This is a genomic window from Acidovorax sp. BL-A-41-H1 (assembly GCF_051942715.1).
The window spans coordinates 14,449-39,898 of sequence record NZ_JBPVJQ010000007.1 but is presented as its reverse complement, the minus strand read 5'-3'; the positions used below and the strand labels follow the sequence as shown (position 1 = coordinate 39,898).

The following is a 25,450-nucleotide window of genomic DNA, read 5'->3' as shown; positions in this document are numbered from 1 at the left end:
AAGCAGAGGTTTTCGCGCTGGATCGTCAGGCGGGGGCAACAAATTCGGCCAGCTCGGGGGGCAGTTCGGCAATCAGCTGCACACGCTCACCCGAAGCGGGGTGGTTGAACTGTAACCGCCACGCATGCAGAAACATGCGCTTCATCCCCTGCTTCTGCAGGCGTTTGTTGAGGTCGAAATCGCCGTATTTGTCGTCGCCCACGATGGCGCGCCCCTGGCTGGCCAGGTGCACGCGGATCTGGTGGGTGCGGCCGGTCTTGATCGTCACCTCCAGCAGCGACATCGCGGGCAGGCCCTGTTCCGGCCGGGCAGCTGCTGTGCTGCGCACCTTGACCAGGGTAATGGAGCGCATGCCATCCGGGTCGTCGGGGGTGGTCACGCGCACGCGGCGTTCGCCGTCGGCCTGCAGGTATTTGTGCAGCGGCAGATCGATGACCTTCTTGTTGGCGGGCCAGGCGCCCGTGACCAGCGCCAGATAGGTTTTGCCTGTCTCGCGCTCGCGGAACTGGTCCTGCAAGTGAGTGAGCGCTGACCGCTTCTTGGCCACCAGCAAGATGCCGGAGGTCTCGCGGTCCAGCCGGTGCACCAGCTCCAGGAATTTGGAGGCCGGGCGCGCCTGGCGCAGTTGCTCGATCACGCCGAAGCTCACACCGCTGCCGCCATGCACCGCCACGCCGGCCGGTTTGTCGATGGCGATCAGGTGCTCGTCTTCGAGCAGGATGGGAAATTCGCGTGCGGGCGCCGGGCGCTCGGCCTTTTCGGCGACCTTGTCTGAAATCCGGACAGGAGGAAGGCGCACGATGTCGCCCGCCTCGACGCGGGTGTCGGCACTCACGCGGCCTTTGTTGATGCGCACCTCGCCGCTGCGGATGATGCGGTAGACATGCGTCTTGGGCACGCCCTTCAGGTGGCGTATCAAAAAGTTATCGAGCCGCTGGCCGGCGGAGTCTTCATCGACCTCCACCATGCGGGCTGCGGGAAGGCCCGCAGGAGCGGCGGGCGGTTTGGCCCCTATAATGTGTTTCACCTGCGCGTTGTCATGTAAGTGGTTGATTTGTCTGGAGTTTAGTCCACACAGCCCGTTGCCCCGTGCAGGCAGGTCGATGCCAGCGGGTGTCGTGCGCGCAGATTGCAGGCCAGATGCCTGTGGTGGCCCGCATGCCACGCGGCGGGCTGACAGATTGAAACACTGATACGGAATCCCCCAAGCTGGCAGATGTTCCCTACCCGGGCGCAGCCTGCCAGCGGATCAAAGCGAGCATGTGGTTGTTGATGGCATGGATAGAGACCCTGTGGCGGAGGCTGCGGCCTTTGGCTGCATGCTCAAAATCGCCTTCAACGCCCAGCCAGCAAGCGCATTCAGCTACTTTTTTGCTAGCAAAACTGCGCTCCTACCACTCGCCCCCATCCACGCGCCCCTGCCTCACGATGCTGCGCTAGAGCGCGGCAGATCATTGGCATCCCCGGCAATTCCCTTCGTTTCGATGCGTCAGTCCAGGCATTCACAGCTCCTGTAGAGCTTGTTGTATTGGTTTGGAAACTGTGGGCGGCAGCCCGCGCAGCCCGTCCCTGTGGGTCAGGTCGGCTGCACCGCTGCTGTCTGCGAAACACTGAAGGAATCGCATCATGAAGCGGATGCTCATCAACGCCACGCAGCCCGAAGAACGGCGCCTGGCCATCGTCGATGGACAAAAACTCCTCGACTACGAAATCGAGATCGAAGGGCGCGAACAGCGCAAGGGCAACATCTACAAGGCCGTCGTGACGCGCGTCGAGCCCTCGCTGGAAGCCTGTTTTGTGGACTACGGCGAAGACCGCCACGGCTTTCTGCCATTCAAGGAAATCTCGCGCCAGTACTTCGCCCCCGGCGTGTCGCCCAGCCAGGCGCGCATCAACGAAGTCATCAAGGAAGGCCAGGAGCTGCTGGTCCAGGTCGAAAAGGAAGAGCGTGGCAACAAGGGCGCTGCCCTGACGACCTTCATCTCGCTGGCAGGCCGCTATGTGGTGCTGATGCCCAACAACCCCCGGGGTGGTGGCGTCTCGCGCCGCATCGAGGGCGAAGACCGCGCCGAGCTCAAGGAGGCGATGGACCAGCTGGAATACCCCAACGGCATGTCCATCATTGCGCGCACTGCGGGCATTGGCCGCACCGCCCCTGAGCTGCAGTGGGACCTGAACTACCTGCTCAAGCTCTGGAACGCCATTGACGGCGCCGCCAAGGGTGGCCGGGGCGCGTTCCTGATCTACCAGGAATCGAGCCTGGTGATCCGCGCGATCCGCGACTACTTCAACAACGACATCGGTGACATCCTCATCGATACCGACGACATCTACGAACAGGCGCAGCAGTTCATGGCGCACGTCATGCCCGAGCATGCCGCCCGCGTGAAGCGCTACCGCGACGACGCCGCCCTGTTCAGCCGCTTCCAGATCGAGCACCAGATCGAGTCGGCCTACGCCCGCACCGTGAGCCTGCCTTCCGGCGGCGCCATCGTGATCGACCACACCGAAGCGCTGGTGTCCGTGGACGTGAACTCGGCCCGCGCCATCAAGGGCGGCGACATCGAGGAAACCGCCACCCGCACCAACCTGGAAGCCGCCGACGAAGTGGCCCGCCAGATGCGCCTGCGCGACCTCGGCGGCCTGATCGTGATCGACTTCATCGACATGGAGGAGAGCAAGAACCGCCGTGAAGTGGAAAACCGCCTGCGCGACGCGCTGCGCCAGGACCGCGCCCGCGTGCAGTTCGGCACCATCAGCAAGTTCGGTCTGATGGAAATGAGCCGCCAGCGCCTGAAGCCCGCCTTGAGCGAAGGCTCGTCCATCCCCTGCCCCCGCTGCGGCGGCTCGGGCCACATCCGCGACACCGAATCGTCGGCGCTGCAGATCCTGCGCATCATTCAAGAAGAATCGATGAAGGACAACACGGCCGCCGTGCACTGCCAGGTGCCGGTGGAGGTGGCCTCGTTCCTGCTCAACGAAAAGCGCACCGAGATCGCCAAGATCGAACTCAAGCAGCGTGTGGCCGTGCTGATGGTGCCCAACAAGACGCTGGAAACCCCCAACTACCGCCTGGAACGCCTCAAGCACGACGACCCGCGCCTGGACCACATCGAAGCCAGCTACAAGCTTGCCGAGGAAGTGGAAGACCCCACGGCCGTGACGCGCCGCTCGCAAGAGCCCACCAACAAGCAGACCCCGGTGATCAAGGGCGTGCTGCCTGACGCGCCCGCTCCGCAGGTCGAGCCCCGCCCTGAAGGCGCGGCCCGCCCAGCACGTGCTGGCCAGGCCCCACGCGGTGCTGCTGCACCAGCGCCCGCACCGGCCCCGGTGGCAGCGCCTGCCCCGGCCGCGCCGCAGGAACAAGGCTTCTTTGCCTGGCTCAAGAGCCTGTTCGGCTTTGGCAGCGCGCCCGCTGCGGCCCCGGCCCCGGTGGCAGCTCCTGCCGCCGCACCGGCCGCCGAGCCCGCTGGCCGTGGCGAACCCCGCCGCGAAGGCCGCAACGGTGAAGGCCGTGGCCGCCGCAGCGGTGGCCGCGATGGCAACCGTGAGGGCCAGCGTGAAGGCGGCCGTGACGGCAACCGCGAAGCTGGCAACGGCGAAGGCCGTGGCCGCCGTGGCGAGCGTTCGGCCGAAGGCCGCGCCCCCCGCGACGTGGAGAGCCGCCCACCGCGTGACACCGACCGCCGCCCCGAGGGCGAAGGCCGTGAAGGTGGTGGCCGCAGCGGACGCGATGGACGCGACGGTGGCCGTGGCCGCCGCGATGCCGAGCCCCGCCAACAGAATGTGGCCCTGAACGGCGACAACACCGCCGCCAGCGCACAGGTGGAAGGCCCGGGCAACCAGGGCGCCGAAGGCACACCAGCCCAGCAGCCCCGTGGTGAACGCGGCCCCCGCCGCGAACGTGGTGACCGCGCCCCCCGTGGCGAACGCGCACCCCGCGCCGTGGAAGCCCAGGAAGCGGCAGCGGCACAGGCCCCTGCCGTGCCCGGCGACTTTGCCGACACAGCGCCCCTGGCCTCGCTGCCCGACCTGGACCTCAGCGGCAATGACGCTCCCGGCAACGGCCAAGGCGCAGGTGGAGAAGAGCAGCGCCGCGAACGCCGTTCACGCGACCGCTATGGCCGCGACCGCCGTGAACGCGGTGAACGTGGCCCCCGCGATGGCAACGGTGCCGAAGCCGCTGCTGCACCCGCCATGCTGGACTTCGACCTGACCCAGGCCGCGCCCGCAGCAGCCACGGCATCCCAGGACGAGCCCCCACGCCGCAGCTACTTCAGCGCCCCGGCCACTGCGCCCGCCGCTCCGGTGGCGGCAGAGGCCGAAGCCGTGGCACCCGCTGCAGCGCCCGTGGCCGCTGTGCCTGCGCCCGCGCCAGTGGTCGCCGCCGCACCTGTCGCCGCAGCGACCACCCCTGCGGCACCCGCGGCAGTGGCCCCGGCTGCTGCCACAGCGGCCCCCGCAACCGCAGCAGCCCAGGGCGGCCTGCCCCGCGTACAGGCGTTCACGCTGCCGGTCGATGCACTGCAGCAAGTGGCCGCTTCGTCGGGCCTGCAATGGGTGAACTCCGATGCAGACAAGATCGCCGCCGTGCAGGCCGCGATTGCAGCCGAACCCAAGCCCATCCACGTGCCCCGCGAACGGCCTCCTGTGGTGGTAGTGGACGAAGGCCCGCTGGTGCTGGTGGAAACCCGCCGCGACCTGTCGGCCATGCCCCTGCCTTTTGAGCAGCCACCAGCGGCTTGAAGCCCGCAGCACATGGCTCCCGCCCCTGGCGGTGGCTGTGAACCCAGAAGGCGGCTCCGGCCGCCTTCTTTTTTTGGGGTCGCGCGAGCAAGGCCCAGCGCCTTGTTCAGCGTTGGCAGCGCGTGCCCGCCAATACCCATGAGCGATCGGCAACCGGGATGGAGCAGGTACCATTTCCTGCATAGCCCGCATAGCCCGCACAGCCGCTGGCAAACCGCCCCCCTATAGACCCAAGAGCTTTCCGCCCCATGCTGTTCCTGCTGTCCCCTGCCAAGTCGCTCGACTACGACACGCCCCTGCCCGAGGGCCTGCCACACACCACGCCGCAGTTTGTGGCCCAATCCACGGCCCTCATCGAGGTGCTGCGCACGCAGTCCCCGCAGCAGATCGCCTCGCTGATGGAACTGAGCGACACCCTCGCGGCCCTCAACGTGGCACGCTACCAGGCTTGGCGGCCCCGCTTCACGGCCAGCAACTCACGCCAGGCGGTGCTGGCTTTCAACGGCGATGTCTACGACGGGCTGCAAGCCCGCAGCCTGGGCCCTGACGACCTGGACTGGGCGCAGAGCCATGTGGCCATCCTGAGCGGCCTGTATGGCGTGCTGCGGCCGCTGGACCGCATGCAGCCCTACCGCCTGGAAATGGGCACACGCCTGGCCACCGGCGCGGGCAGCAACCTCTACCAGTTCTGGGGCAGCCAGATCGCCGAACACCTCAACACCCGGCTGCGCTCCGACACCACGCCCGTGGTGGTCAACCTGGCCTCGCAGGAATACTTCAAGGCCGTGGATCGCAAGGCGCTCAAGGCCCGCGTCATCGAGTGTGTGTTCGAGGACTGGAAGGGCGGCAACTACAAGATCATCAGCTTTTTTGCCAAACGTGCGCGCGGCCTCATGGCACGCTATGCCATCACCCACCGCATTGCCACGCCGCACAAGCTCGAAGGTTTTGATCTGGACGGCTATGCCTTTGCCCCGGCATCATCCGACCCGGAGCGCCTGGTGTTCCGGCGCAAGGCGGCACCTGCCGCATGAATTGAATTGTTCTGCCTCCCCACCGCACCCCGTTGAAGGACCGCCATGGCATCACGCTCTGACACGCATTCCGACAGCACCACCACGGCCCAGCGCAACCATACGGCGCGGCAGGCCATCACGCCCGAGCTGCGCCGCTGGATCATCGAGCAGGCACAGGCCGGCCACGCCGCGCCCGTGGTGCTGCAGTCCATGCGCGACGCGGGCTGGGACGAAGACGTGGCTGCCGACGCGCTGGAGATCACGCTGCAGGACCACCTGAACGAGCTGGCTGTGCAACAAGGCCTGCCCTCGGCCGTGCCCGTGCCCGAGCCGCAGCTCGATGCATCACCCTCGCAGGTGGACTGCGGCGACCGCATGGTCAACGTGCTGCTGGCCATGGCCCAGCCGCGCATCGTGGTGTTTGGCAACCTGCTGTCGCCCGAGGAATGTGACGCCCTGATTGCCGACGCCGAGCCCCGCCTGGCGCGCTCGCTCACCGTGGCCACCAAGACGGGTGGCGAAGAGATCAACGCCGACCGCACCAGCGACGGCATGTTCTTCCAGCGCGGCGAAACCCCGCTGATCCAGCGCATCGAAGAGCGCATCGCCCGCCTCTTGAACTGGCCCATCGAGAACGGCGAAGGCCTGCAGGTGCTGCACTACCGCCCCGGCGCCGAGTACAAGCCGCACTACGACTACTTCGACCCCGCCGAGCCCGGCACGGCCACCATCGTCAAGCGCGGCGGGCAGCGCGTGGGCACGCTGGTGATGTACCTCAACACCCCCGAAAAAGGCGGCGGCACCACCTTCCCCGACGTGCATCTTGAGGTGGGCCCGCAGCGCGGCAATGCGGTGTTCTTCAGCTACGAGCGCCCCCACACCTCCACCCGCACCCTGCACGGCGGCGCCCCCGTGATCGCGGGCGAGAAGTGGATCGCCACCAAGTGGCTGCGCGAGCGGGAATTCAAATAAAAACAGGCCTCTCCGCCCCTCCATATTGCCTTAATAGCTATCAAAACAATAGCAAACATCCATACAACCACACCAGCATGAACACGCCAGAACAATCCCAGCTGGGCAAGGCCTCGGCCTATGTAGACCAGTACGACGCCACGCTGCTGTTCCCCATCCCCCGCGCAGGCAAACGGGCCGAGATCGGCATCACCGGCGCTGCGCCCTTCTTCGGCGCCGATCTGTGGACGGCCTTCGAGCTGTCATGGCTGAATGCGCGCGGCAAGCCGCAGGTGGCGCTGGCGCACATCACCGTGCCCTGCGAGACGCCTAACATCGTTGAAAGCAAATCGTTCAAGCTGTACCTCAACAGCTTCAACAACACACGGTTTGCCGACATGGCCGAGGTACAGGCCCGCATCCGCACCGACATCAGCGAGGCCGTGTGGCGCGGCGCAGAACACCCTGCCACCGTGGGCGTGAAGCTCGTCGCGCCCGAGCTGTTCGACCAGGAACCCGTGCACGAGCTGGACGGCCTGAGCCTGGACCGGCTGGATGTGGAATGCACGCGCTACCAGCCCGCGCCCGAGTTGCTGACGGCCGAATTCAACGAAGCGCCCGTGACGGAGACGCTGACCAGCAACCTGCTCAAAAGCAACTGCCTGGTGACCGGCCAGCCCGACTGGGGCAGCGTGCAGATCAGCTACAGCGGCCCGCAGATCAACCAGGAAGGCCTGCTGCAGTACCTGGTGAGCTTTCGTAACCACAACGAGTTCCACGAGCAGTGTGTGGAGCGCATCTTCATGGACCTGTGGGCACGCTGCAAACCCATCAAGCTCACGGTGTATGCGCGCTACACGCGCCGGGGCGGGCTGGACATCAACCCCCTGCGCACCAGCCACCCGCAGGGCCTGCCGCGCAATGTGCGCACGGCGCGGCAGTAAGCCCGCCATCAGCCCCGCACATCAAGCCAGTCACACCGCAGGGTATGGCGCAAATGTGCGCGGGTGCGCCAGGTCACGTACAGACTGGGCACAAAGATACCGATCAGGCTCAGTGGGGCGGTGAGCGGCTCGCCAAAGGCGCAGATGGGAAACCAGCCCACCCAGCCCAGCACCCACAGCGTCAGCACCAGGTCCCACAGGTGGTACTCCAGCGGGTGGTCACCCTTGTGCGCAACATGCCATTGCTTGATGCGTTGCAGCTCGTCCAGCGTCATGGGAATCTCCCGGAAAACGGGTGATTCAATGTAAGTTACGAGTAAGGCTTCGTCAAGGAATACCGGGATGAAGATCGCCTCTCCCGTGGGGGTGACAAAGCCCCCGGCTTGCCTGCTCGCTCCAGCAGCCCGCCAGCGCCCCGCCCCCCGGCACACCAGCGCCCCCGTTCACTGCGCAGGCTTGTACGCCGCGATGGCCTTGGCCAGATCAGTGGTTTCCTCGCACTGCGCGCAAATGGCCTGCAGTTTGGCGAGTTGGGCTTCGGCCTGCGCCTTCTGGCCCACCTTGAGGTAGCCCATGCCCGAGTATTCCAGCGCGCCCTTGTGGCGGGGGTCCAGCGCCAGGGCCTTGTTGTAGGCGGCAAACGCCTCGTCGTACTTGCCCAGCCAGCGGTTGGAGTAGCCCAGCAGGTTGTAGGCATCGGCGTTCTGCGGGTTCTGGGCCACCACCTTGCTGAAGCTGCTGGCCGCCAGCGCCCAGTTCTTGGCTTCGATGGCTTTTTTGCCCACGGCAAAGTCGTCAATGCGGGTGTTCTCGACCGGCGTGGTGGGTGTATCGGCGGCGTGGGCAGTGTGCAGCGCCCACAGGGGCGCCGCCGCCAATGCCAGGCTCAGCAGGGGCGTGGACATCCAACGGCGAACAGAAAAGGAAGGCATAGGAAGACTCCTGAAAAAGCAGACAAGAAAAAAGGGGTGAGAGGCCGCACCGGCCCCATGCCGCGCAACGGCACCTTGGACAAACGCCACGGAGAGCCAAACGGATGCAGTGCCCGGAAAATTTTTTCTTGGCGACGCCAGGGGCGGCCTCGCCCCGCCCCCGCTCACCACAGCTTGGCGCAGTTGCCAGTGAAAAGCACGGTGCCACTGGGCACCGGGGGCGTTGCCGATGTCTCCAGTGTCACCATGAGCTTGCTGACCTTGAGTAGCAGCTTCTCTGACGTATCGGGCAATGCCGACACCGCAGAGCCCGTCATCGGCACCGTACCCAGCACAAATGGGGCACCGTCGGCGGGCACCGCCCACAGCACCAGCTGGGGGGCAGCGCCCGCCATCGTGGCAGGAGCCGCGGGCATCGCTGGAAGCGTGATGGGCCCGATGGCCTTCACCGTCAGCGTGCGCCCATGGCGCAACGAACTCACCAGCACCTTGCCATTGCCAGCCGCGTCCGTCAGCAAGCCCACATAGGCCTGCGGCAGCTTGTCCCCGGCGCGCAAGGCCACCTGGTCGCTCGACACAAACCAGGTGGGCACCGCAGCCACCAGCGCCACGGTGGCCGCCACCCCCAGCACCAAGCCCGCCAAGCCCTGCAACACCCCATGGCGCCGCCACAACGCGCCCATCCAACCGCCCTGCAGGGCGGCTTCTTTCACATTCAAATCGCGCGGCCGGGTGCGCGCCTCAATGGCGGCCCACACGCGCGGCGGTGGCTGCTGCATCGGCACCGAACTGGCCAACAGGCCCAGCCGCGCTTCCCATTGCGCCACCAGCAACTGCAAGTCGCTGCGATCTCTCAGCAGCCGCACAAACCGGCGGCGCGCACCGCCGCCCAGGGTGCCCAGCACATAGGCAGACGCCAGGTGGTCCAGCAGCGCGGGATGGGTGTATCTCATGCGCCCACCCCTTGCGCGGCCAGGCAGTTTTTCAGACGTTCCAGGCCCCGCCGAATCCACGCCTTGACAGAGCCCAGTGGCGCGCCCATCTGCGCCGCCACCTCGGAATGCGACAGGCCTTGGTAATAGGCCAGCGCCAGACTTTGCCGGTGGCTCCCGTCCAGCGCATTCATGCAGCCGTCGATGCGCAGCGCCTGGGTGGCCTGCTCCAGCAGGTGCTGCGCGCTGGGTGCGGTGGCCCATGCAGATGCAGCATCCGGCGCGTCGCTGCCTTCCGCCTCACCGCCTGCGGGCTCGGTGGTGTCGTTCCAGGCGCTTTCGGGCCGCCGCGCACGGGCGCGCAAAGCGTCCAGCGCCTTGTTGCGCACAATGGCAATCAGCCATGTCATGGGCTGGACAGGTTGCCCACCCACTTCGCTGCGGTAGCTTCCAGCGTTTTTCCAGATGCTCACATACGCCTCTTGCAGCACGTCCTCTGCCGCCTGTCCTTGCCCCAACATACGCACGGCAACGCCAAACAGATGCACATGGGTGCGCTGGTAGACCTGCGCGAAGGCGGCATGATCACCCGCGGCGGCCGCGCGGATCAATGCCTGCAGGTTGGCGGAGGAGCGATCAGTGGCAGTGGCCATATGCGCGCGAGTATAGAAACGCGGCAGCTGTTGCAGCCAGCCCGCGCTAAAAAAGCTGGGCAGTGCCCCCCACACCGTCGGTGCCATCGGTGGTGCCTGGCTTGCGTCGGCGTGTTTCTGCCGCTGCCCCAGCCCGGGGTTCCAGCACGGGCTCTTCACCCCGCCGCGCCAGCGTGCTGGCCCGCACACCGAGCAGCCGCAGGCGCTTGTCCAAAGGCACGCGCTTGAGGCACTGCCCCGCCAACTGACGGATGGTGGCGCCATCGGCCGTGTAGATGCCCGCCGTGTGGTCCCGCGTGGCAATCTTGAAGTCGTCGTAGCGCAGCTTGATGCCAATGGTGCGCGCCACATAGCCCTTGCGCTGCAGGTCCTCGGCCAGACGCACACACAGGTCGGTGAAGATCGCGCCCAATTCCGCCTTGTCGCGCACGGCGTGCAGGTCGCGGTCAAAGGTGGTCTCGCGGCTCATGCTCACGGGCTCGCTTTCGGTCACCACGGGGCTGTCGTCGCGGCCCCAGGCCACGCGGTGCATCCAGGCGCCGGTGGACTTGCCGAAATGGCCGATGAGCCACTGCGGATCCTGCGCCGCCAGCTGGCCGATGGTCTCGATGCCCAACCGCGCCAGCTTCTCTCCCGCCTTAGGGCCGATGCCGTTGATCTTTCGCACGTTCAGCGGCCAGATTTTTTCCTGCAGGTCTTCCTCGTAAACGATGGAGATGCCATTGGGCTTGTTGAACTCGCTCGCCATCTTGGCCAGCAGCCGGTTGGGCGCAACGCCGATGGAGCAGGTCAGCCCCGTCTTGTCGAAGATGCTTTTCTGGATGAGCCGCGCCAGCACCCGCCCGCCCTCGCGCTGGCCGCCGGGCACGTCGGTGAAGTCAATGTACACCTCGTCCACACCCCGGTCCTGCATCACCGGCGCGATCTCGGTGATGGCGGCCTTGAAGGTGCGCGAATAACGCCGCACCTCGTCAAAATCCACCGGCAGCACGATGGCCTGCGGGCACAGCCTGGCCGCCTTCATCATGCCCATGGCCGAGCCCACACCAAACTTCCGCGCGGCATAGGTAGCGGTGGTGATCACGCCCCGGCCCACATAGTCCTTGAGCAGCGGGAAATCCTCTACCGGGATGAAGCGCCGCTCGCGCTCGGCCGTGCCGTCGGGCCCGCGCAGCAGCAGCTCGTCCACCTTGCGCCGCCCGCCGCCAATGACCACGGGCAGGCCCTTGAGCTGCGGGTAGCGCAGCAACTCGACGGACGCGAAAAAGGCGTCCATGTCGAGGTGCGCAATGCGGCGCAGCTTGCCCCCGGTCTGGGCCGGGGTTGCCGGGTCGCTTTCAGCAAATTCAGATGCGGGAACGGTCACGCCCGCTATTGTGCGCGGCGGGGTGGCAGCCTGCTGCCATCCCGCACTTTAGCGCTATCGCCGGGTCACCATCACTGTTTTGCCAGGGCCGCTTTGCGAATGCCCTGCAGCGTGCCGGTGGGCGTGATCGCCTCGGGGTCGATCAGGCAATGCAGCACGCTGGGCAGCCCGCTGGCGCGCGCGCGGGCGAGGGCCGGGGCGAAGTCCTCGGTGCGTTCCACGCGCTCGCCATGGCCGCCAAAGGCCTGCGCGTAGGCCTTGAAGTCGGGGTTCTTGAGCTGCGTGGCGCTGATGCGGCCGGGGTACTCACGCTCCTGGTGCATGCGGATGGTGCCGTACATGGCGTTGTCCAGCAGCACCACGATGATGGGCAGGCCGTATTGCACAGCAGTCGCAAATTCCTGGCCGTGCATCAGGAAGTCGCCGTCGCCCGCAAAGACCACTACCTCACGCTGGGGCCACAGGCGCTTACCACCGACGCCTGCGGGCAGGCCGTAGCCCATCGACCCGCTGGTGGGCGCAAGCTGGCTCGCGTAGGTGGTGAAGGGCCAGAAGCGGTGAATCCAGGTGGCGAAGTTGCCCGCGCCGTTGCAGAAGATGGTGTCGGCCGGCAGCACTTCCTTGAGGTGCTGCATCACCTGGCCCATCTGCAGGTTGCCGGGGATGCGGATGGGCGCCGGGTCGCTCCAGGCCAGGTATTCGGCATGGGCGGCTTCCGTGTGGGCAGTCCACGGCACAGCGGCCGTGGGGCGCACCGTATTGAGCGCCGCCGCAAACGCCTGGGGCGTGGCGTGAATGGCTTGGGTGGGGCGGTAGAGCTTGCCCAATTCCTCCGCATCGGCATGCACGTGCACCAGCGGCTGCGCGGGCGTGGGGATGTTGAACAACTCGTAGCCCTGCGAGGGCACTTCGGACAGGCGCCCGCCCACCACCAGCACCAGGTCGGAGGCCTTGATGCGCGCCAGCAGCTTGGGGTTGACGCCCAGGCCCAGGTCGCCGCCGTAGCAGGCATGCGTGGCCGGGAACAGCATCTGACGGCGGAACGAGCAGTACACCGGAATGGACCACGCTTCGGCAAACGCGGTGAACTCGCGCACCGCCTGCTCAGACCAGCGGCTGCCGCCCAGGATGGCCACGGGACTTTGGGCGGCTTGCAGGCGCTGCACCAGCTCAGCCATCTGCGCGGCGCCAGGGTGGGTCTCCGTCACCTGGTAGGGCAAGGCATCGGCCACCGTGGCGGCCTCGGTCAGCATGTCTTCAGGCAGTGCCACCACCACGGGGCCAGGGCGGCCCGAGGTGGCGACGTGGAAGGCGCGCGAGATCAGCTCGGGCACACGGGCGGGGTCGTCAATCTGCACCACCCACTTGGCCATGGTGCCAAACACGGCGCTGTAGTCCAGCTCCTGAAACGCCTCGCGCCCCATGGCGTTGCGTGCCACCTGGCCCACGAACAGGATCATGGGCGTCGAATCCTGGTGCGCAATGTGCACACCGGCCGACGCATTGGTGGCGCCGGGCCCGCGCGTCACAAAGCAGATGCCAGGTTGGCCGGTGAGCTTGCCCTGCGCCTCGGCCATCATGGCCGCCCCGCCCTCCTGGCGGCACACGGTCACGCCGATGTCGGCATCATGCAGCGCATCGAGCACGGCCAGGTAGCTTTCGCCGGGTACACAAAAGAGCTGCTTCACACCATGGGTGATGAGCTGCTGCACCAGGATCTGGCCGCCGGTGCGGGGGGTGAGGGAGGTCGTGTTCATGTCAACGGTATCGGATCAAAAATTCAGAACAGGGCCTGGCAGGCGCGCTGGATGCGTGCGCAGGCCTCTTGCAGGTCAGCCGTGGACGCAGCGTACGAGATGCGGAAGTACGGCGCCAGCCCCAGCACGCCGCCGGGCACCACGGCCACATGGTGCTCGCGCAGCAAGTAGGCGCAGAAGTCGGCATCGGTGCGCAGCAGCAAACCGCCCGGCGTGATGCGACCCAGCACACCTTCGCAGCTGGCAAAGGTATAGAACGCGCCCTCAGGCACGCGGCAGCGCAAGCCCGGCGAGGCATTGAGCGACGCCACCACCAGGTCACGCCGGTCCTGGAACGCTTGGCAGCGCTCGCGCACCACGTCTTGCGGCCCCGTCAGCGCCGCCACGGCCGCCGCCTGGCTAATGGACGAGGGGCAGGACGTGGCCTGGCTCTGCACCACCGCCATGGCGGCAATCAGCGCCTTGGGGCCTGCGCCGTAGCCCAGGCGCCAGCCCGTCATGGCATAGGCCTTGGAGACACCGTTCACCGTCAGCGTGCGATCGCGCAGCGAGGGCAACACGGCGGCGGGCGTGGCAAAAGCCCGACCGTCGTACAGGATGTGTTCGTAGATGTCGTCCGCCAGCAGCCACACCTGCGGGTGGCGCTCCACCACGTCCAGCACGGGGAGCAGCTGCTCGGCACTGTAGGCGGCCCCGCTGGGGTTGGAGGGCGAGTTGATGAACACCCAGCGCGTGCGCGGGGTGATGGCGGCCTCGAGCTGCTCGGGCGTGATGCGAAAGCCGTTGGCCTCGGTGCAGGGCACCACCACCGGCACACCGCCCGCAATCAGCACCATGTCGGCGTATGACGTCCAGTACGGCGCGGGCAGGATCACCTCGTCGCCAGGGTTCACCGAGGCCATCAGCGCGTTGTAGAGGATCTGTTTGGCACCCGCACCTGCGGTGATTTCGTTGAGCTGAAAGTCCAGCCCGTTGTCGTGCTTGAACTTGTGCTGGATGGCGGCTTTCAGCTCAGCCGTTCCGTCCAGCACCGTGTAGTGCGTCTCCCCCCGCGCCATGGCCTGCTGCGCGGCCTCCAGGATGTGGGCTGGCGTGTCGAAGTCCGGCTCGCCCAGGCCGAGCACGATCACGGGCTGGCCCTGGCGCTTGAGCTGGTTGGCCTCTTGCGTCAGGCGCACGATTTCCGAGACGCCGATGGCGCCCAGGCGGTCGGCCGCGCGGAAGGCCGTGGCGGGGATGGGAGCGTTCATTGTTGGTAGGTCTCCAGGGGTTTGTCGTTGGGGGTGGCAAACAGCTGGCGCAGCGTGGAGCCCAGCGGCAGGCTCAGGCCCACGTTCTTGGGCGGGATGGGGCTCACAAACCACTTGGCGTAGATCTTCTCCATCTCGCCGGATTGCATGAGTTTGGTCAGCACGCCATCCACCGCCGCCTTGAAGCTGGGGTCGTCCTTGCGGAACAGCAGCGCAATGGGCTCTGCGCCCAGCGGCTCGCCCACGATGCGGTAGGCCGAGGGGTCCTTGGAGTTGGCAATCATGCCCGCCAGCAGGTTGTCGTCGAGCACAAAGGCATCCGCGCGGCCCGACTCCAGCAGCAGGAAACTCTCGTGGTGGTCCTTGCCCAGCACGGTCTTGATGGGGGCGCCGCCCAGCGCGCGCTCTTGCTTGCGCAGCAGCTGCACGGCGGTGGTGCCGGTCGATGCCGCAATGGTGCGGCCTGCAAGCTGGCCGATGGACTTCAGGTCCGAATCCTTGCGCACCGCCATGCGTACTTCGCTCACGTAGGTGGTCACCGCAAACGCCACCTGCTGCTGGCGCGCCGTGTTGTTGGTGGTGGGGCCGCAGCCGATGTCCAGCGTGCCGTTCTGCACCAGCGGCAGCGTGTTCTGCGCCGTCACGGCCATGTATTCGAGCTTGGCGTCGGGTGCGATTTCTTTCAGCACGCGCTCGCACAGCTCGACGTGGTAGCCCACGTATTTTTCGTTTGCGCCCAACGCGTAGGCCATGGGCGGCGAGGTCTCGCGCACGCCCAGCACCACTTTGCCGCTGGCCTTGATCTTCTCCAGCGTGGGCTGGCTGACCGTCTGCGCCAGCGCGGGGGCCGTGGCCATGCAGGCCAGGGTCAGGCCTGCAGCGAGCGCTGTGAAGGTCTTGCGGGAAATTGCCATGTCGTTGTCTCCTTGTGTTTTGTGGTTGGCAGGTTGAAAAAAAGCAGGGCTCAGATCACGTTCTTTTCGAGCAGCGGCGCGTTGCGCGCAATGCGTTCGATGGACAGCGGCGACAGGTCCAGGCTTTGGTAGCGGCCCGTGAGCAACAGCTCGGCCACGCCCCGGCCCACGGCAGGACACTGCTGCAGGCCGTGGCCTGAAAAGCCGTTGGCGAACACCAGGTTGTCGCACGCCGGGTGCAGGCCCACGATGGCGTTGTGGTCGAAGGTGTTCATCTCGTAGTAGCCCGCCCAGGCGCCCTGCATGCGCAGTGCCTCAAAGCCCGGGATGCGCTCGGCCAGCGTGGGCCAGATGAGGTTGTCAAACGCGGCGTACTCCGGCTCCAGCGGGGCAAAGTCGGCATCGTTGACTGCGTCGGGCGCAAAGCCGCAGATAAAGCCTTTGCCCTCGGGCCGCAGCCAGATGCCGCTGGTGTCGATGAGCAGTGGGCAGCCCGGCAGCGCTGCGGGGCTGGCCAGATTGAAGACCGTGCGGCGCTTGCCCACCACGGGCAAATCAATGCCAGCCCAGCCCGCAATGGCAGCCGCCCACGGGCCGCCCGCATTCACGGCGTAGCGGCAAGGCAGCACGGCGCCGCTTTGCAGGCGTACTGCGTTCACATGCAACACGCCGTCGCTGGCCGCAGTGTCCAGCCCCACCGCCTCATCGGCCACATAGCGCACGCCCTGGCTCTGCGCCTTCTTGCGCAAGGCCGTCAGCAGCAGGTAGCCATCAAACCAGCCCTCGCCCGACAGGCCCAGCGAGCCCAGCGCCACATCCTGCAGCGCCAGCCACGGAAAACGCTCGGACAGTTGCTGCGGGTTCAGCAGCGCCACATCGGCGCCGTGCTGCTTCTGCAGTGCATGGTTCTCGCGCAGCGTGGCCTCGCCCGCCTGGGTGGCCAGGTACAGATAGCCGCCTTCGTGCAGACCGATGTCGGGCGCATCACCATGGCACGCCAACAGCTGGCCCACGTTCCGCAGAAAGCCGATGCCGAACGCCGAGATCTGGATGTTGATGTCGGTAGAAAACTGCTGGCGGATGGAGCTGGCCGACAGGGCCGACGAGGCACGCGCGTAGGTCGGATCGCGCTCGATCACCACCACCTCGCAGCCCGGTTGCTGCAGCGTGAGGAAGTACGCAATCGCACTGCCGATGACACCACCGCCAATGATGACGATGGGGTGTGAGTCCTTAGCAATCAACATGAACGGGGCAACCAGCGCGTGGCTTACACGTCGAACGTCACGCCCTGCGCCAGCGGCAGTGCGGTGGAGTAGTTGATGGTGTTTGTCGCACGGCGCATGTAGGCCTTCCAGCTGTCCGATCCCGCCTCGCGGCCACCGCCCGTTTCCTTCTCGCCGCCAAACGCGCCGCCAATTTCGGCGCCGCTGGGGCCGATGTTCACGTTGGCAATGCCGCAGTCCGAACCTGCGGCCGACATGAACAACTCGGCCTCGCGCACGTTGAGTGTGAAGATCGACGACGACAGGCCCGCGCCCACGGCGTTGTTCATGGCGATGGCTTCATCAATGCTGCTGTAGCGCACCACGTACAGGATGGGCGCAAAGGTTTCGTGCAGCGCGGGGCCTTCGTGTTTTTGCAGCTCGACCAGCGCAGGGCGCACGTAATACGCATCCGCACCGCCCACGCCTTCCACACGGCCACCGCCATGCACCGTGGCGCCCAGCGCGCGGCTTTGCTCCAGCGCCTTTTGCATGCCGTCAAAGGCCATGCGGTCGATCAGCGGGCCCACCAGCGTGCCAGCGGTGCGCGGGTCGCCCACCTGCACGTTGGCGTACACCTTGGCAAGCTGGGGCACCAGCTGGTCGTAAATGCTTTCGTGCACAAACAGGCGGCGCAGCGTGGTACAGCGCTGACCGGCCGTGCCCATGGCGGCAAACGCGATGCCGCGCAGTGCCAGGTTCAGGTCCGCCGTAGGCGCCACGATGGCGGCGTTGTTGCCGCCCAGCTCCAAGATGCCGCGCGCAAAACGCGCTGCCAGGCGCGGGCCCACGGCGCGGCCCATGGCGGTGGAGCCCGTGGCCGACAACACCGGCACGCGGGCATCATCCACCAGCACCTCGCCAATGTCGCGCTGGCCCACGATCAGCTCCAGCAGGCCTTCGGGTGCATCGGCGCCAAAGCGTGCGATGGCGCGCTGCGCAATCGCGTGCGTGGCCAGAGCCGTGAGCGGCGTTTTCTCCGACGGCTTCCACACCACCGAATCACCGCACACCAGTGCCAGCGCCGCATTCCACGACCACACGGCCACGGGGAAGTTGAAGGCCGAGATCACGCCGCACACGCCCAGCGGGTGCCAGGTTTCCATCATGCGGTGGCCAGGGCGCTCGGTGGCAATCGTCAGGCCGTACAGCTGGCGCGACAGGCCCACGGCAAAGTCGCAGATGTCGATCATCTCCTGCACCTCGCCCAGGCCTTCGGACGGGATCTTGCCCGCCTCGATGGTCACCAGCAGGCCCAGGTCGGCCTTGGCAGCGCGCAGCTCTTCGCCCAGCAGGCGCACCAGCTCGCCCCGGCGCGGCGCGGGCACATTGCGCCATGCCTGGAAAGCCGCATGCGCGCGGCCGATGGCGGCCGTGGCATCGGCCGCACTTTGCTGCGGCACCTGGGCCAGCACCTCGCCCGTGATGGGCGAACGGGCCGCCAGCGTGCCGCCGGTGTACGCAGCGCGGGGCACGCCCAGGCGTTGCAGCAGTTGATCGACTTCGGACACAAGGGGTGTGGCGGCAGGGGTGGCGGACATGGCGGCTCGCTAGCGTGGGTGGAGGCAGAGAAAGGGAAACAGCGTGGGAAAACACACGCAATGAATGCGCCAATATCCGCCAATCGGGCCACGCTGGATAGCAAAAAAATGGAACCACTTGATCACAAATCAGAATGAAGTGCCTGAAAATATCAGGACTGCTACCCCATACCCAAAGCGCGGCAGGGGCTCAAAAAGCTCAATTTTTGGCACCCATCATCATTCCCCCAATGCATAACCCAGTATGACCCTGCTGCGCCGCGCCTTCCTGCCCTCCACCGCCGACCTGCTGGCCTTTGAGGCCGCAGCCCGGCACCAGAGCGTGTCGCGCGCGGCCGAAGAGCTGCACCTCACCCAAAGCGCGGTGTCGCGCCAGATCCGCCAGCTGGAAGATCAGATTGGCACCGCCCTCTTCCACCGCGTGCGCCAGCGTGTGGTGCTCACCGACGCGGGCCGTGTCTATGCGGCCGACGTGCAAAACGTGTTGCAGCAGCTGTCGGCCAGCACGCAGAAAGCCATGGCGTTCTCCAGCACCGACGGCCTGCTCAACCTGGCCGTGCTGCCCACGCTGGGCACCCGCTGGCTCATCCCGCGCCTGGGCGGCTTCATGGCGCTGCACCCCGAGGCCATGGTCAACTTCTCGGCCCGCACCGAGCCCTTTGACTTTGCGGGCACGCCGTTCGATGCCGCCATCCACTTCGGCACCCCGCACTGGGCGGGCGCCGTGTGCGAATACCTGATGCACGAAGAAACCGTGCCCGTGTGCAGCCCCACCTACCGCGACCGCCACGGCATCCGCACCCCACAGGATTTGACCCGCGTGGTACTGCTGCAGCAAAGCACCCGCCCCACACAGTGGGCCGAGTGGTTTGAGCTGGTGGGCGTGCCCACGGCACTGGCGCTGCGCGGCCCGCAGTCCGAACACTTCGCCATGATTGCGCAGGCTGCGGTCTCCCACCTGGGGGCGGCGCTGCTGCCGCGCTTTTTGATTGAGCAAGAGCTGGCGGCCGGGAGTTTGGTGGAGCTGTCAGACCAAGTGCTGACGAGCACCGATGCGTACTACCTGGTGTACCCGGAGGCACGGGCGCAGACGCCGCTGGTCAAGGCGTTCAGGGATTGGGTGGTGGGGGAGTGTGCGGGGCAACGGCAAGAGTGAGGGCCGAGCGCTCATACCAGGCGACCGGGGCGTATCGCCAAGAGAATGAGGCTGGAATCAAAATGGCCTATAGCGCCATATTGCAAAGCGGCCACAGCTCATCAAGATTGACACAAAACACCTGATACTTCATGCCCATACCGGGAGCTTGTGCGGCAGCTAACGGCCAGGAGCAGTCGGTGGTGGCAGGTGGAAGCGGACGCTCAACGATTAAGCTGCAGGTTAGACATCGCGACCTCGCCGCAGATAGTCGGCGTACTCGTCCTGAACCACGAACTCATTCGTCAATCGCGATGGGGCGCCAGGCCAGCGAGTTTCGAGTGTTTTTAAGCACTCTTCAAAACTCGAAAAGGTCAGCACCTCATTTGCCTCGTACTGCTCAAGTTCTGGGTCTAACGGACCAAACTCATACAAGTCCGTGTAGTCTTTTGACCCAAGGTCCGCCGTCTCATAAAGATGAAGTTCGCACCCATTTGGCAAACCTCGAATCTGCACCCAGCGAATGCCGTGACAGTCTGAGCGTGAACACGCGCCGAGAAACACTTCGATGGCCTTACCACGGCGAAGCGCAGCATGTGCTTCGCCGGAGCTGAGATAGCGGCGTGGCATGTCACGAGTCATAACGATTGAGTTCGGCTGACCAGGGTTGAATGCAATGCAAGATGAGATTGCATTTATAGCGCCCCTTTGGTTGAACTGATTCCCCCGACTTAATGTGTAGAGCGCCGATCAATCTGTTTTGAAACAATGACTGCTTTTGGAAGGGGGTGCTGAACGGCAGCTCAGGGCCCAAAGCAGAACTCCGCCCCATGTCGATTTCGTTCAAGACCCCACCTCCTCGCCCGGGCACCATCCCGCGCCATGCAACTTGAACCCCTCGACACCCACCTCTGGCACGCCACCCACGCCTTCAAGGCCAACGGCCTTCCCATCCCCACGCGCATGACGGTGGTGCAGCTGCCAGGGCGCAAGCTTTTGATCCACTCGCCCATTCCGATGCCGCCCGGCAGCACGTTGTTGCGCCAGGTGCAAGACCTCGGCAGCGTGGCCTTTATCGTGGCGCCCAACAAGATGCACCACCTGTTTCTGGCTCCCGCTGCCGCAGCCTTCCCGGGCGCGGTGGTGTACGGCCCGCAAGGGCTGGCGCAAAAACGGCCAGATCTGGCCGCAACATTGCGCGTGCTGCCTGCGAGCGACCTGCCTGAATGGCTGCCGGACCTGGAGCACTTTGCCTTCGAGGGCATTCCGGCGGGCAATGAATCGGTGTGGTTTCACCGGCCGTCAGCCACGCTCGTCGTGACGGACCTGCTGCAGTGGATGGCGGGCGATCTGCCCTGGTCCACACGGGTGTATGCCACGCTGACCGGAGTGCGCAGCGAGCTCGCCGTGCCGCTCACGGTGCGCGCGCTGGTGCGGGACCGGGCTGCGGCGGCCCGCAGTGCTGAGCGCTTGCTGCGCTGGCCCTTTGCGCGGGTGGTGGTGGCCCACAACTGCATCATCGACACCGATGCGCGCGCGCAGGTGGCCCGGGCGCTGGCGGTGTTCTGACCGCAGGCGTCAGGACTGCGACTGCACGGCCTCGCGCGCCATCAGCCAGTAGGGGCGACCAGAGACGGGCTCCAAACACCCGACCACACGCACAAACCCCAGGCGCCGGTAAAACGGCAGGCTGAGCGGGTTGAAGGTCTCCAGATAGCAGGTGGCACGCGCGTGGTCTGCGCGCGCCAGCGTTGGCTGCAGCAGCCGCTGCGCCAGCCCCTGGCCCTGCGCAACTGGGCGCACGCCCAGGATGGAGAGGTACCACGCGCCGTGCAGGTCGGCGGGCACCTGCGCCTCCATGGTGGTGCCGATGTGCTGGTAGTGGCCGAACCCGGCGGGCCCGAGCAGGCGCGACAGCGCCTGGGTACGGCGCTCGCTGTGCAAGGCGCGGTGGCTGGCTGGGGCATCGGGGGTGAGCCACAGGGCCGCGCCATCATCACCGGCCAGATGCACCTCACCCACCGCGCGGGCTTCGTCCAGCGCCAGCACAAAGTAGTGGGCCAACACGCGGTGCCGCAGAGCGGGGTCGCCCACATGGTCGATGGTGACTGCCTGGTAGAACGCGTCGTCCTTCAGCGCTTCGGCCAGTGCGCCGCACACAGGCGGAAAAGGTTCCAGGGCGCTGCTGGTGAGGGGCAGCGCGGGAGTGGGGTGTGGTTGCATGGCAGCCAAAGAGCGCTATTGCAGGTTCTGCAACGCGTAGGTGTACGCGGCGTCGCCCAGAAACTCCACCATGCGCGGGTGGTAGGTGTTGTGAAACGCCTTCATATCGGCGTTGTCGGCATAGAACAGCGCGGTGCCCACATAAGCATCGCGCGATGGCACGTAGAACCGCGCAACGATGGCAAAGTGCTTGTCCATCAGCGCCTGAATCGCCTCGGACTCGGGGGCATTGGCGTCGATCAGCGGCGCCAGCTCTTTGTAGAAGGCGTCGAAGTCGGCATGCACCTTCGGTTTGTCCACATGCGCCCAGTTGTCGGTGGTGGCCAGGGATCGCTCTTGTTCGGCACGCTGTGCGGCGCGGCATTGGTCGAGGTATTCGGGGGTGGTTTGCTGCAGGCTCATGGTGTCGCGTTGGCTCGATGCAAGGATGGCAGTGCCGCAATGTGCTCCACCTGCGGGTGGAGCTGCCTGCGCACAGGAAAGCGCGGACTATAGCGACGCGAAGCCACCTTGGTAGTGCAGCGTTTTATCGGCACCACACCTCACGGCGTTGGCGCTTTTGTGTGGCGGCTGGGCGGGCAGTCTGCGCAATGGAACAGCAGGTCACATCCCATCCATCACCGCAGTAAAACGCACGTCAGATGCAGCACGCACGCGCCCTCACACCGAAGGGTTGGCGGCGCCGGGCGGCGCCAGCAGTTGCTCGGACGGCTGCCCGGCCAGGCTTTGTGCGGGGCGGCGCAGGGTGGCGTCGAAGGGGTGGATGCGCGGGCCGATGGCGGCCGCTTCGCGCTTGAGCAGCTCCACCACCGTGGGCAGGCGGTCCTCGTTGAGGCGGGCAGAGATGGTGCCCACGCTCAGCGCGGCCACGGCGCGGCCTTCGCGGTCGAGCACGGGCACGCCCACGCCAGCCATGCCTTCGAGCAGGCCGGTGTTGCGCGCCGCATAGCCGGTCTGGCGCACACGCTCGATCTCGGTGCGCAGGTAGACCTCGTCGTACACGCCGTACTCGCGCACACGTGAAAGGTTGAAGCGGATGACCTCTTCACGCTCGGCCTCGGGCAGGAAGGCGAGGATGGACAGCGCGCCCTGCCCCACCCCCAGCGCCACGCGGCCGCCGATGTCGCCGGTGAACGAGCGGATGGGAAACGGCCCTTCGCTGCGGTCCAGGCAGATCGCGTCGAACCCGCTGCGCACCAAGAGGAAGATGCTGTCGCCCAGGCTGGCGCTCAGGCGCAGCAGCGCGGGCCGGCAGATGCTGCGCAGGTCGCCGGGGTTACCCGCCTTGGCGGCCAGTGCAAAGAACTCGGTGGACAGGCGGTAGAGCTTGCTGCGCTCATCCTGCTCGACCATGCCCTCGGCAACCAGCGATTGCAGCAAACGGTGCGTGGTGCCCTGCGTCAGGCCAATGGCACGCGCCAATTGGGTGACTCGGCCGCCCTCGGCCTGCACGGCCACCAGGGCGCGGATGAGGGCAAAGACCCGGGATACGCCGCCCGTGCCTGCGGATGCTGCTTCCATGCGTCACTCCTGCGGAATAGATGGCTTGTATTCTAATCTTAATATTCCATTCATCGGAATAAATTGAAGAATAATTCTGATTAATGGAATACCCGACTCAACCTGGTTCGCATATTGCAATAGAGTGAATTAACAAAGCCGGTTACGTTCTATTTCATGCAAGCAGGCGCACCACAGCGGTGCACCCGGCCCCACGCACTGGAATACAAGGCGCCCGGCGTTCCGATACACCGCAGTGGCCCGCGCTTTTTTGCAGAAGACGGGCGGCTGGCCCCGCAAGAACAGATCGATAGACAAACAGGCAGAAAGAAAGGCCCACGCATGTCCTTCCTCCAGCTCACGGATGTGACCAAGTTCTATGGCAGCACCTGTGCGGTGCAGTCCATGAACCTTTCGGTGGAAAAAGGCGAGTTCGTCTCCCTGCTCGGCCCCTCGGGCTGCGGCAAGACCACCACCTTGCAGATGGTGGCGGGCTTCGAGGCGGTGAGCAGCGGCCGCATCGCACTGGCCGGGCGCGACATCACCCACGCCAAGGCCAACACGCGCGGGCTGGGCATCGTGTTCCAGAGCTACGCGCTCTTCCCGCACATGACGGTGGCCGACAACGTGAGCTTTGGCCTGGAGATGCGCAAGGTGCCCAAGGCCGAGCGCAAGGAGCGCGTGGCCCAGGCCCTGGGCCTGGTGCACCTGGAAAAACACGCAGGCCGCTACCCGCGTGAGCTGTCGGGCGGGCAGCGCCAGCGCGTGGCCCTCGCCCGTGCGCTGGTGATCGAGCCACCCGTGCTGCTGCTGGACGAGCCCCTGTCCAACCTCGACGCCAAGCTGCGCGAGGAGATGCAGTTCGAGCTGCGCCAGATCCAGCGCAAGGTGGGCACCACCACGGTGATGGTCACGCACGACCAGAGCGAGGCCATGTCCATCAGCGACCGCGTGGTGGTGATGGAGGCGGGCCGCGCCACGCAGATCGACCACCCGCACCGGGTGTACGAACACCCGCGCACGCGCTTCATTTCCACCTTTGTGGGCAAGGCCAACCTGGTGCCGGGCCAGGTGACCACAGCCAATGCCACACACACCCATGTGGGCGCCGGGCCCATCGAGGTGCGCGTGGAAGGCGCGCAGTTCCGCGCCGGTGCTGCCGTGCTGCTGAGCGTGCGCCCCGAAAAGCTGCAACTGGTGCCCGCAGTGCAGGGCCGTATCGACGGCGAAGTGCGCGAGCGTTTCTTTCTGGGCAGCCAGTGGCTGTACCGCGTGGGCACGGCCATGGGCGACCTGATGGTGCTGGCGCCCAACGACGGCCGCAGCGCGCTTGACGAAGGCGAGCGCACGGGCCTGGACTGGCCCGACCACTCCATGCGCCTGCTTCCCGCCGATGAAGCTGCCATGGCCGACGCCGAGGCCACGCCATGACAAGCGCTGCAACAACAACGGCTGCAGCGCCCCACCCGCTGCTGGGCAAGAAGGCCATGCCCTGGTGGCTGTCTGGCCCGGCGCTGCTGCTGTTCACCGTGCTGCTGCTGGTGCCGCTGGGCCTCACGGCCGTGCTCTCGTTCAACGCCTTTGACCCGGCCACGGGCGTGAAGGCGGGCGAGTTCACGCTGGAGCACTACGGCCATGTGTTTGCCGATTCGTACTACCACGCGATCTTCTGGCGCACGTTCTGGATCGCCGGGCTGGTCACGCTGATCTGCGTGACCATCGGCGCGCCCGAGGCCTATGTGCTCAGCCGCATGCGCAACCCGTGGCGCTCCATTTTGCTGCTGGTGGTGCTGGCGCCGCTACTGGTGTCGGTGGTGGTGCGCGCCTTTGGCTGGAGCATGCTGCTGGGCCCTGAAGGGTTGGTGAACGCGGCCTTTGGCCTGGTGGGCATCGGCCCGGTGAAGATGCTCTACACCGAGATTGCAGTGGTGATTGCACTGGTGCATGTGATGCTGCCCTTCATGGTGATCCCCGTGTGGACCTCGCTGCAGAAGCTGGACCCGGGCGTGGAGAACGCCGCCCTGTCGCTGCAGGCCACGCCCTTCACCACGCTGCGGCGCATTGTGTTTCCGCAGGTGCTGCCCGGCATCCTGTCCGGCAGCCTCATCGTGTTCGGCCTGGCAGCCAGCTCGTTTGCCATCCCCGGCCTGCTGGGCGGGCGGCGGCTGAAGATGGTGGCCACGGTGGTGTACGACGAGTACCTGCATGAGCTGAACTGGCCGCTGGGCGCCGCCATCGCGCTCACGCTGCTGGTGGCCAACCTCGTTGTCATGCTGAGCTACAACCGGCTGGTCGAAGGCCGCTACAAGAAATCTTTGGGATAAC

Annotated in this window: 23 protein-coding genes; 8 read left to right on the top strand and 15 right to left on the bottom strand. The window is 66.2% G+C overall.

From position 1 onward, the window contains the following. Positions 1–25: 25 nt before the first annotated feature. Complete coding sequence (locus tag ACTPOI_RS21900) at positions 26–1,027, bottom strand: RluA family pseudouridine synthase (RefSeq protein WP_440112796.1); 1,002 nt, start codon at positions 1,025–1,027, stop codon at positions 26–28. Positions 1,028–1,626: 599 nt separating this feature from the next. On the opposite strand from ACTPOI_RS21900, the gene ACTPOI_RS21895 reads away from it, so the two are divergent. The 4 genes from ACTPOI_RS21895 to queF all read left to right on the top strand — a co-directional run bounded on the left by ACTPOI_RS21895 (position 1,627) and on the right by queF (position 7,657). Continuing rightward, on the top strand, positions 1,627–4,746 hold the full coding sequence (locus tag ACTPOI_RS21895; protein WP_440112794.1) for an Rne/Rng family ribonuclease: 3,120 nt from the start codon (positions 1,627–1,629) through the stop codon (positions 4,744–4,746). Between the two features lie 248 nt (positions 4,747–4,994). Beyond that, complete coding sequence (gene yaaA / locus ACTPOI_RS21890) at positions 4,995–5,780, top strand: peroxide stress protein YaaA (RefSeq protein WP_440112792.1); 786 nt, start codon at positions 4,995–4,997, stop codon at positions 5,778–5,780. A 45-nt stretch (positions 5,781–5,825) separates the two neighbouring features. Next, positions 5,826–6,734: a 2OG-Fe(II) oxygenase gene (locus ACTPOI_RS21885; RefSeq protein ID WP_205734073.1), complete on the top strand. Its 909-nt coding sequence runs from the start codon at positions 5,826–5,828 to the stop codon at positions 6,732–6,734. A 77-nt stretch (positions 6,735–6,811) separates the two neighbouring features. Beyond that, the gene (gene queF / locus ACTPOI_RS21880; protein WP_440112790.1) at positions 6,812–7,657 is read left to right on the top strand and encodes an NADPH-dependent 7-cyano-7-deazaguanine reductase QueF; all 846 of its coding nucleotides are present in this window, start codon (positions 6,812–6,814) and stop codon (positions 7,655–7,657) included. An 8-nt stretch (positions 7,658–7,665) separates the two neighbouring features. Here the strand turns inward: queF and ACTPOI_RS21875 are convergent, their stop codons facing one another. The 10 genes from ACTPOI_RS21875 to amaB all read right to left on the bottom strand — a co-directional run bounded on the left by ACTPOI_RS21875 (position 7,666) and on the right by amaB (position 18,267). Next, on the bottom strand, positions 7,666–7,932 hold the full coding sequence (locus ACTPOI_RS21875) for a hypothetical protein (protein ID WP_094285471.1): 267 nt from the start codon (positions 7,930–7,932) through the stop codon (positions 7,666–7,668). A gap of 168 nt (positions 7,933–8,100) precedes the next feature. Then, positions 8,101–8,589, bottom strand: coding sequence for a tetratricopeptide repeat protein (locus tag ACTPOI_RS21870; RefSeq protein ID WP_094285470.1), 489 nt, complete (start codon positions 8,587–8,589; stop codon positions 8,101–8,103). A gap of 164 nt (positions 8,590–8,753) precedes the next feature. Next, positions 8,754–9,542, bottom strand: a complete 789-nt coding sequence (locus ACTPOI_RS21865) for an anti-sigma factor (protein WP_094285469.1) — start codon at positions 9,540–9,542, stop codon at positions 8,754–8,756. Further along, the gene (locus tag ACTPOI_RS21860) at positions 9,539–10,174 is read right to left on the bottom strand and encodes an RNA polymerase sigma factor (RefSeq protein ID WP_094285468.1); all 636 of its coding nucleotides are present in this window, start codon (positions 10,172–10,174) and stop codon (positions 9,539–9,541) included. The genes ACTPOI_RS21865 and ACTPOI_RS21860 overlap by 4 nt, the downstream gene beginning before the upstream one ends. Before the next feature lie 46 nt (positions 10,175–10,220). Continuing rightward, positions 10,221–11,450, bottom strand: coding sequence for a Y-family DNA polymerase (locus ACTPOI_RS21855; protein ID WP_094285885.1), 1,230 nt, complete (start codon positions 11,448–11,450; stop codon positions 10,221–10,223). Positions 11,451–11,611: 161 nt separating this feature from the next. Further along, positions 11,612–13,297: a thiamine pyrophosphate-binding protein gene (locus ACTPOI_RS21850; RefSeq protein ID WP_440112786.1), complete on the bottom strand. Its 1,686-nt coding sequence runs from the start codon at positions 13,295–13,297 to the stop codon at positions 11,612–11,614. 23 nt (positions 13,298–13,320) lie between these two features. Continuing rightward, positions 13,321–14,547: a pyridoxal phosphate-dependent aminotransferase gene (locus ACTPOI_RS21845; protein ID WP_440112784.1), complete on the bottom strand. Its 1,227-nt coding sequence runs from the start codon at positions 14,545–14,547 to the stop codon at positions 13,321–13,323. After that, complete coding sequence (locus tag ACTPOI_RS21840) at positions 14,544–15,461, bottom strand: amino acid ABC transporter substrate-binding protein (protein ID WP_440112782.1); 918 nt, start codon at positions 15,459–15,461, stop codon at positions 14,544–14,546. The genes ACTPOI_RS21845 and ACTPOI_RS21840 overlap by 4 nt, the downstream gene beginning before the upstream one ends. A 50-nt stretch (positions 15,462–15,511) precedes the next feature. After that, positions 15,512–16,708: an NAD(P)/FAD-dependent oxidoreductase gene (locus ACTPOI_RS21835; protein WP_440112780.1), complete on the bottom strand. Its 1,197-nt coding sequence runs from the start codon at positions 16,706–16,708 to the stop codon at positions 15,512–15,514. A gap of 23 nt (positions 16,709–16,731) precedes the next feature. Further along, positions 16,732–18,267 (bottom strand): L-piperidine-6-carboxylate dehydrogenase, encoded by a 1,536-nt coding sequence (gene amaB, locus ACTPOI_RS21830; RefSeq protein ID WP_440112778.1) that lies wholly within the window; start codon positions 18,265–18,267, stop codon positions 16,732–16,734. Positions 18,268–18,511: 244 nt separating this feature from the next. Between amaB and ACTPOI_RS21825 the strand changes: the two genes are divergently transcribed. Then, a complete protein-coding gene (locus ACTPOI_RS21825) occupies positions 18,512–19,423 on the top strand; it encodes a LysR family transcriptional regulator (RefSeq protein ID WP_440112776.1) in 912 nt (303 codons plus the stop codon). A gap of 222 nt (positions 19,424–19,645) precedes the next feature. Here ACTPOI_RS21825 and ACTPOI_RS21820 read toward each other — a convergent pair whose 3' ends face one another. Continuing rightward, the gene (locus ACTPOI_RS21820; RefSeq protein ID WP_440112774.1) at positions 19,646–20,032 is read right to left on the bottom strand and encodes a hypothetical protein; all 387 of its coding nucleotides are present in this window, start codon (positions 20,030–20,032) and stop codon (positions 19,646–19,648) included. Between the two features lie 252 nt (positions 20,033–20,284). Between ACTPOI_RS21820 and ACTPOI_RS21815 the strand changes: the two genes are divergently transcribed. Continuing rightward, positions 20,285–20,971 carry a DUF4336 domain-containing protein gene (locus ACTPOI_RS21815; protein WP_440112772.1) on the top strand — a complete coding sequence of 229 codons (687 nt, stop codon included), beginning with the start codon at positions 20,285–20,287 and terminating at the stop codon, positions 20,969–20,971. Between the two features lie 9 nt (positions 20,972–20,980). Here the strand turns inward: ACTPOI_RS21815 and ACTPOI_RS21810 are convergent, their stop codons facing one another. The 3 genes from ACTPOI_RS21810 to ACTPOI_RS21800 all read right to left on the bottom strand — a co-directional run bounded on the left by ACTPOI_RS21810 (position 20,981) and on the right by ACTPOI_RS21800 (position 23,146). Then, complete coding sequence (locus tag ACTPOI_RS21810) at positions 20,981–21,625, bottom strand: GNAT family N-acetyltransferase (RefSeq protein ID WP_440112770.1); 645 nt, start codon at positions 21,623–21,625, stop codon at positions 20,981–20,983. A gap of 15 nt (positions 21,626–21,640) precedes the next feature. Next, entirely contained in the window at positions 21,641–22,027 is a 387-nt protein-coding gene (locus tag ACTPOI_RS21805) for a TipAS antibiotic-recognition domain-containing protein (protein ID WP_440112768.1), read from the bottom strand. 258 nt (positions 22,028–22,285) lie between these two features. After that, positions 22,286–23,146 (bottom strand): IclR family transcriptional regulator, encoded by an 861-nt coding sequence (locus tag ACTPOI_RS21800; protein ID WP_440112766.1) that lies wholly within the window; start codon positions 23,144–23,146, stop codon positions 22,286–22,288. A 321-nt stretch (positions 23,147–23,467) separates the two neighbouring features. Between ACTPOI_RS21800 and ACTPOI_RS21795 the strand changes: the two genes are divergently transcribed. Both ACTPOI_RS21795 and ACTPOI_RS21790 read left to right on the top strand, forming a co-directional pair. Next, on the top strand, positions 23,468–24,556 hold the full coding sequence (locus ACTPOI_RS21795) for an ABC transporter ATP-binding protein (RefSeq protein ID WP_440112764.1): 1,089 nt from the start codon (positions 23,468–23,470) through the stop codon (positions 24,554–24,556). Then, a complete protein-coding gene (locus ACTPOI_RS21790; protein WP_440112762.1) occupies positions 24,553–25,449 on the top strand; it encodes an ABC transporter permease in 897 nt (298 codons plus the stop codon). The genes ACTPOI_RS21795 and ACTPOI_RS21790 overlap by 4 nt, the downstream gene beginning before the upstream one ends. Position 25,450 lies beyond the last annotated feature (1 nt).

Bases quoted from the DNA above. Each gene is read 5' to 3' on its own strand.
- ACTPOI_RS21895 (WP_440112794.1), top strand. From the start codon at position 1,627: ATGAAGCGGATGCTCATCAACGCCACGCAGCCCGAAGAACGGCGCCTG.
- yaaA (WP_440112792.1), top strand. From the start codon at position 4,995: ATGCTGTTCCTGCTGTCCCCTGCCAAGTCGCTCGACTACGACACGCCC.
- ACTPOI_RS21885 (WP_205734073.1), top strand. From the start codon at position 5,826: ATGGCATCACGCTCTGACACGCATTCCGACAGCACCACCACGGCCCAG.
- queF (WP_440112790.1), top strand. From the start codon at position 6,812: ATGAACACGCCAGAACAATCCCAGCTGGGCAAGGCCTCGGCCTATGTA.
- ACTPOI_RS21875 (WP_094285471.1), bottom strand. From the start codon at position 7,932: ATGACGCTGGACGAGCTGCAACGCATCAAGCAATGGCATGTTGCGCAC.
- ACTPOI_RS21870 (WP_094285470.1), bottom strand. From the start codon at position 8,589: ATGCCTTCCTTTTCTGTTCGCCGTTGGATGTCCACGCCCCTGCTGAGC.
- ACTPOI_RS21865 (WP_094285469.1), bottom strand. From the start codon at position 9,542: ATGAGATACACCCATCCCGCGCTGCTGGACCACCTGGCGTCTGCCTAT.
- ACTPOI_RS21860 (WP_094285468.1), bottom strand. From the start codon at position 10,174: ATGGCCACTGCCACTGATCGCTCCTCCGCCAACCTGCAGGCATTGATC.
- ACTPOI_RS21855 (WP_094285885.1), bottom strand. From the start codon at position 11,450: ATGGACGCCTTTTTCGCGTCCGTCGAGTTGCTGCGCTACCCGCAGCTC.
- ACTPOI_RS21850 (WP_440112786.1), bottom strand. From the start codon at position 13,297: ATGAACACGACCTCCCTCACCCCCCGCACCGGCGGCCAGATCCTGGTG.
- ACTPOI_RS21845 (WP_440112784.1), bottom strand. From the start codon at position 14,547: ATGAACGCTCCCATCCCCGCCACGGCCTTCCGCGCGGCCGACCGCCTG.
- ACTPOI_RS21840 (WP_440112782.1), bottom strand. From the start codon at position 15,461: ATGGCAATTTCCCGCAAGACCTTCACAGCGCTCGCTGCAGGCCTGACC.
- ACTPOI_RS21835 (WP_440112780.1), bottom strand. From the start codon at position 16,708: ATGTTGATTGCTAAGGACTCACACCCCATCGTCATCATTGGCGGTGGT.
- amaB (WP_440112778.1), bottom strand. From the start codon at position 18,267: ATGTCCGCCACCCCTGCCGCCACACCCCTTGTGTCCGAAGTCGATCAA.
- ACTPOI_RS21825 (WP_440112776.1), top strand. From the start codon at position 18,512: ATGACCCTGCTGCGCCGCGCCTTCCTGCCCTCCACCGCCGACCTGCTG.
- ACTPOI_RS21820 (WP_440112774.1), bottom strand. From the start codon at position 20,032: ATGCCACGCCGCTATCTCAGCTCCGGCGAAGCACATGCTGCGCTTCGC.
- ACTPOI_RS21815 (WP_440112772.1), top strand. From the start codon at position 20,285: ATGCAACTTGAACCCCTCGACACCCACCTCTGGCACGCCACCCACGCC.
- ACTPOI_RS21810 (WP_440112770.1), bottom strand. From the start codon at position 21,625: ATGCAACCACACCCCACTCCCGCGCTGCCCCTCACCAGCAGCGCCCTG.
- ACTPOI_RS21805 (WP_440112768.1), bottom strand. From the start codon at position 22,027: ATGAGCCTGCAGCAAACCACCCCCGAATACCTCGACCAATGCCGCGCC.
- ACTPOI_RS21800 (WP_440112766.1), bottom strand. From the start codon at position 23,146: ATGGAAGCAGCATCCGCAGGCACGGGCGGCGTATCCCGGGTCTTTGCC.
- ACTPOI_RS21795 (WP_440112764.1), top strand. From the start codon at position 23,468: ATGTCCTTCCTCCAGCTCACGGATGTGACCAAGTTCTATGGCAGCACC.
- ACTPOI_RS21790 (WP_440112762.1), top strand. From the start codon at position 24,553: ATGACAAGCGCTGCAACAACAACGGCTGCAGCGCCCCACCCGCTGCTG.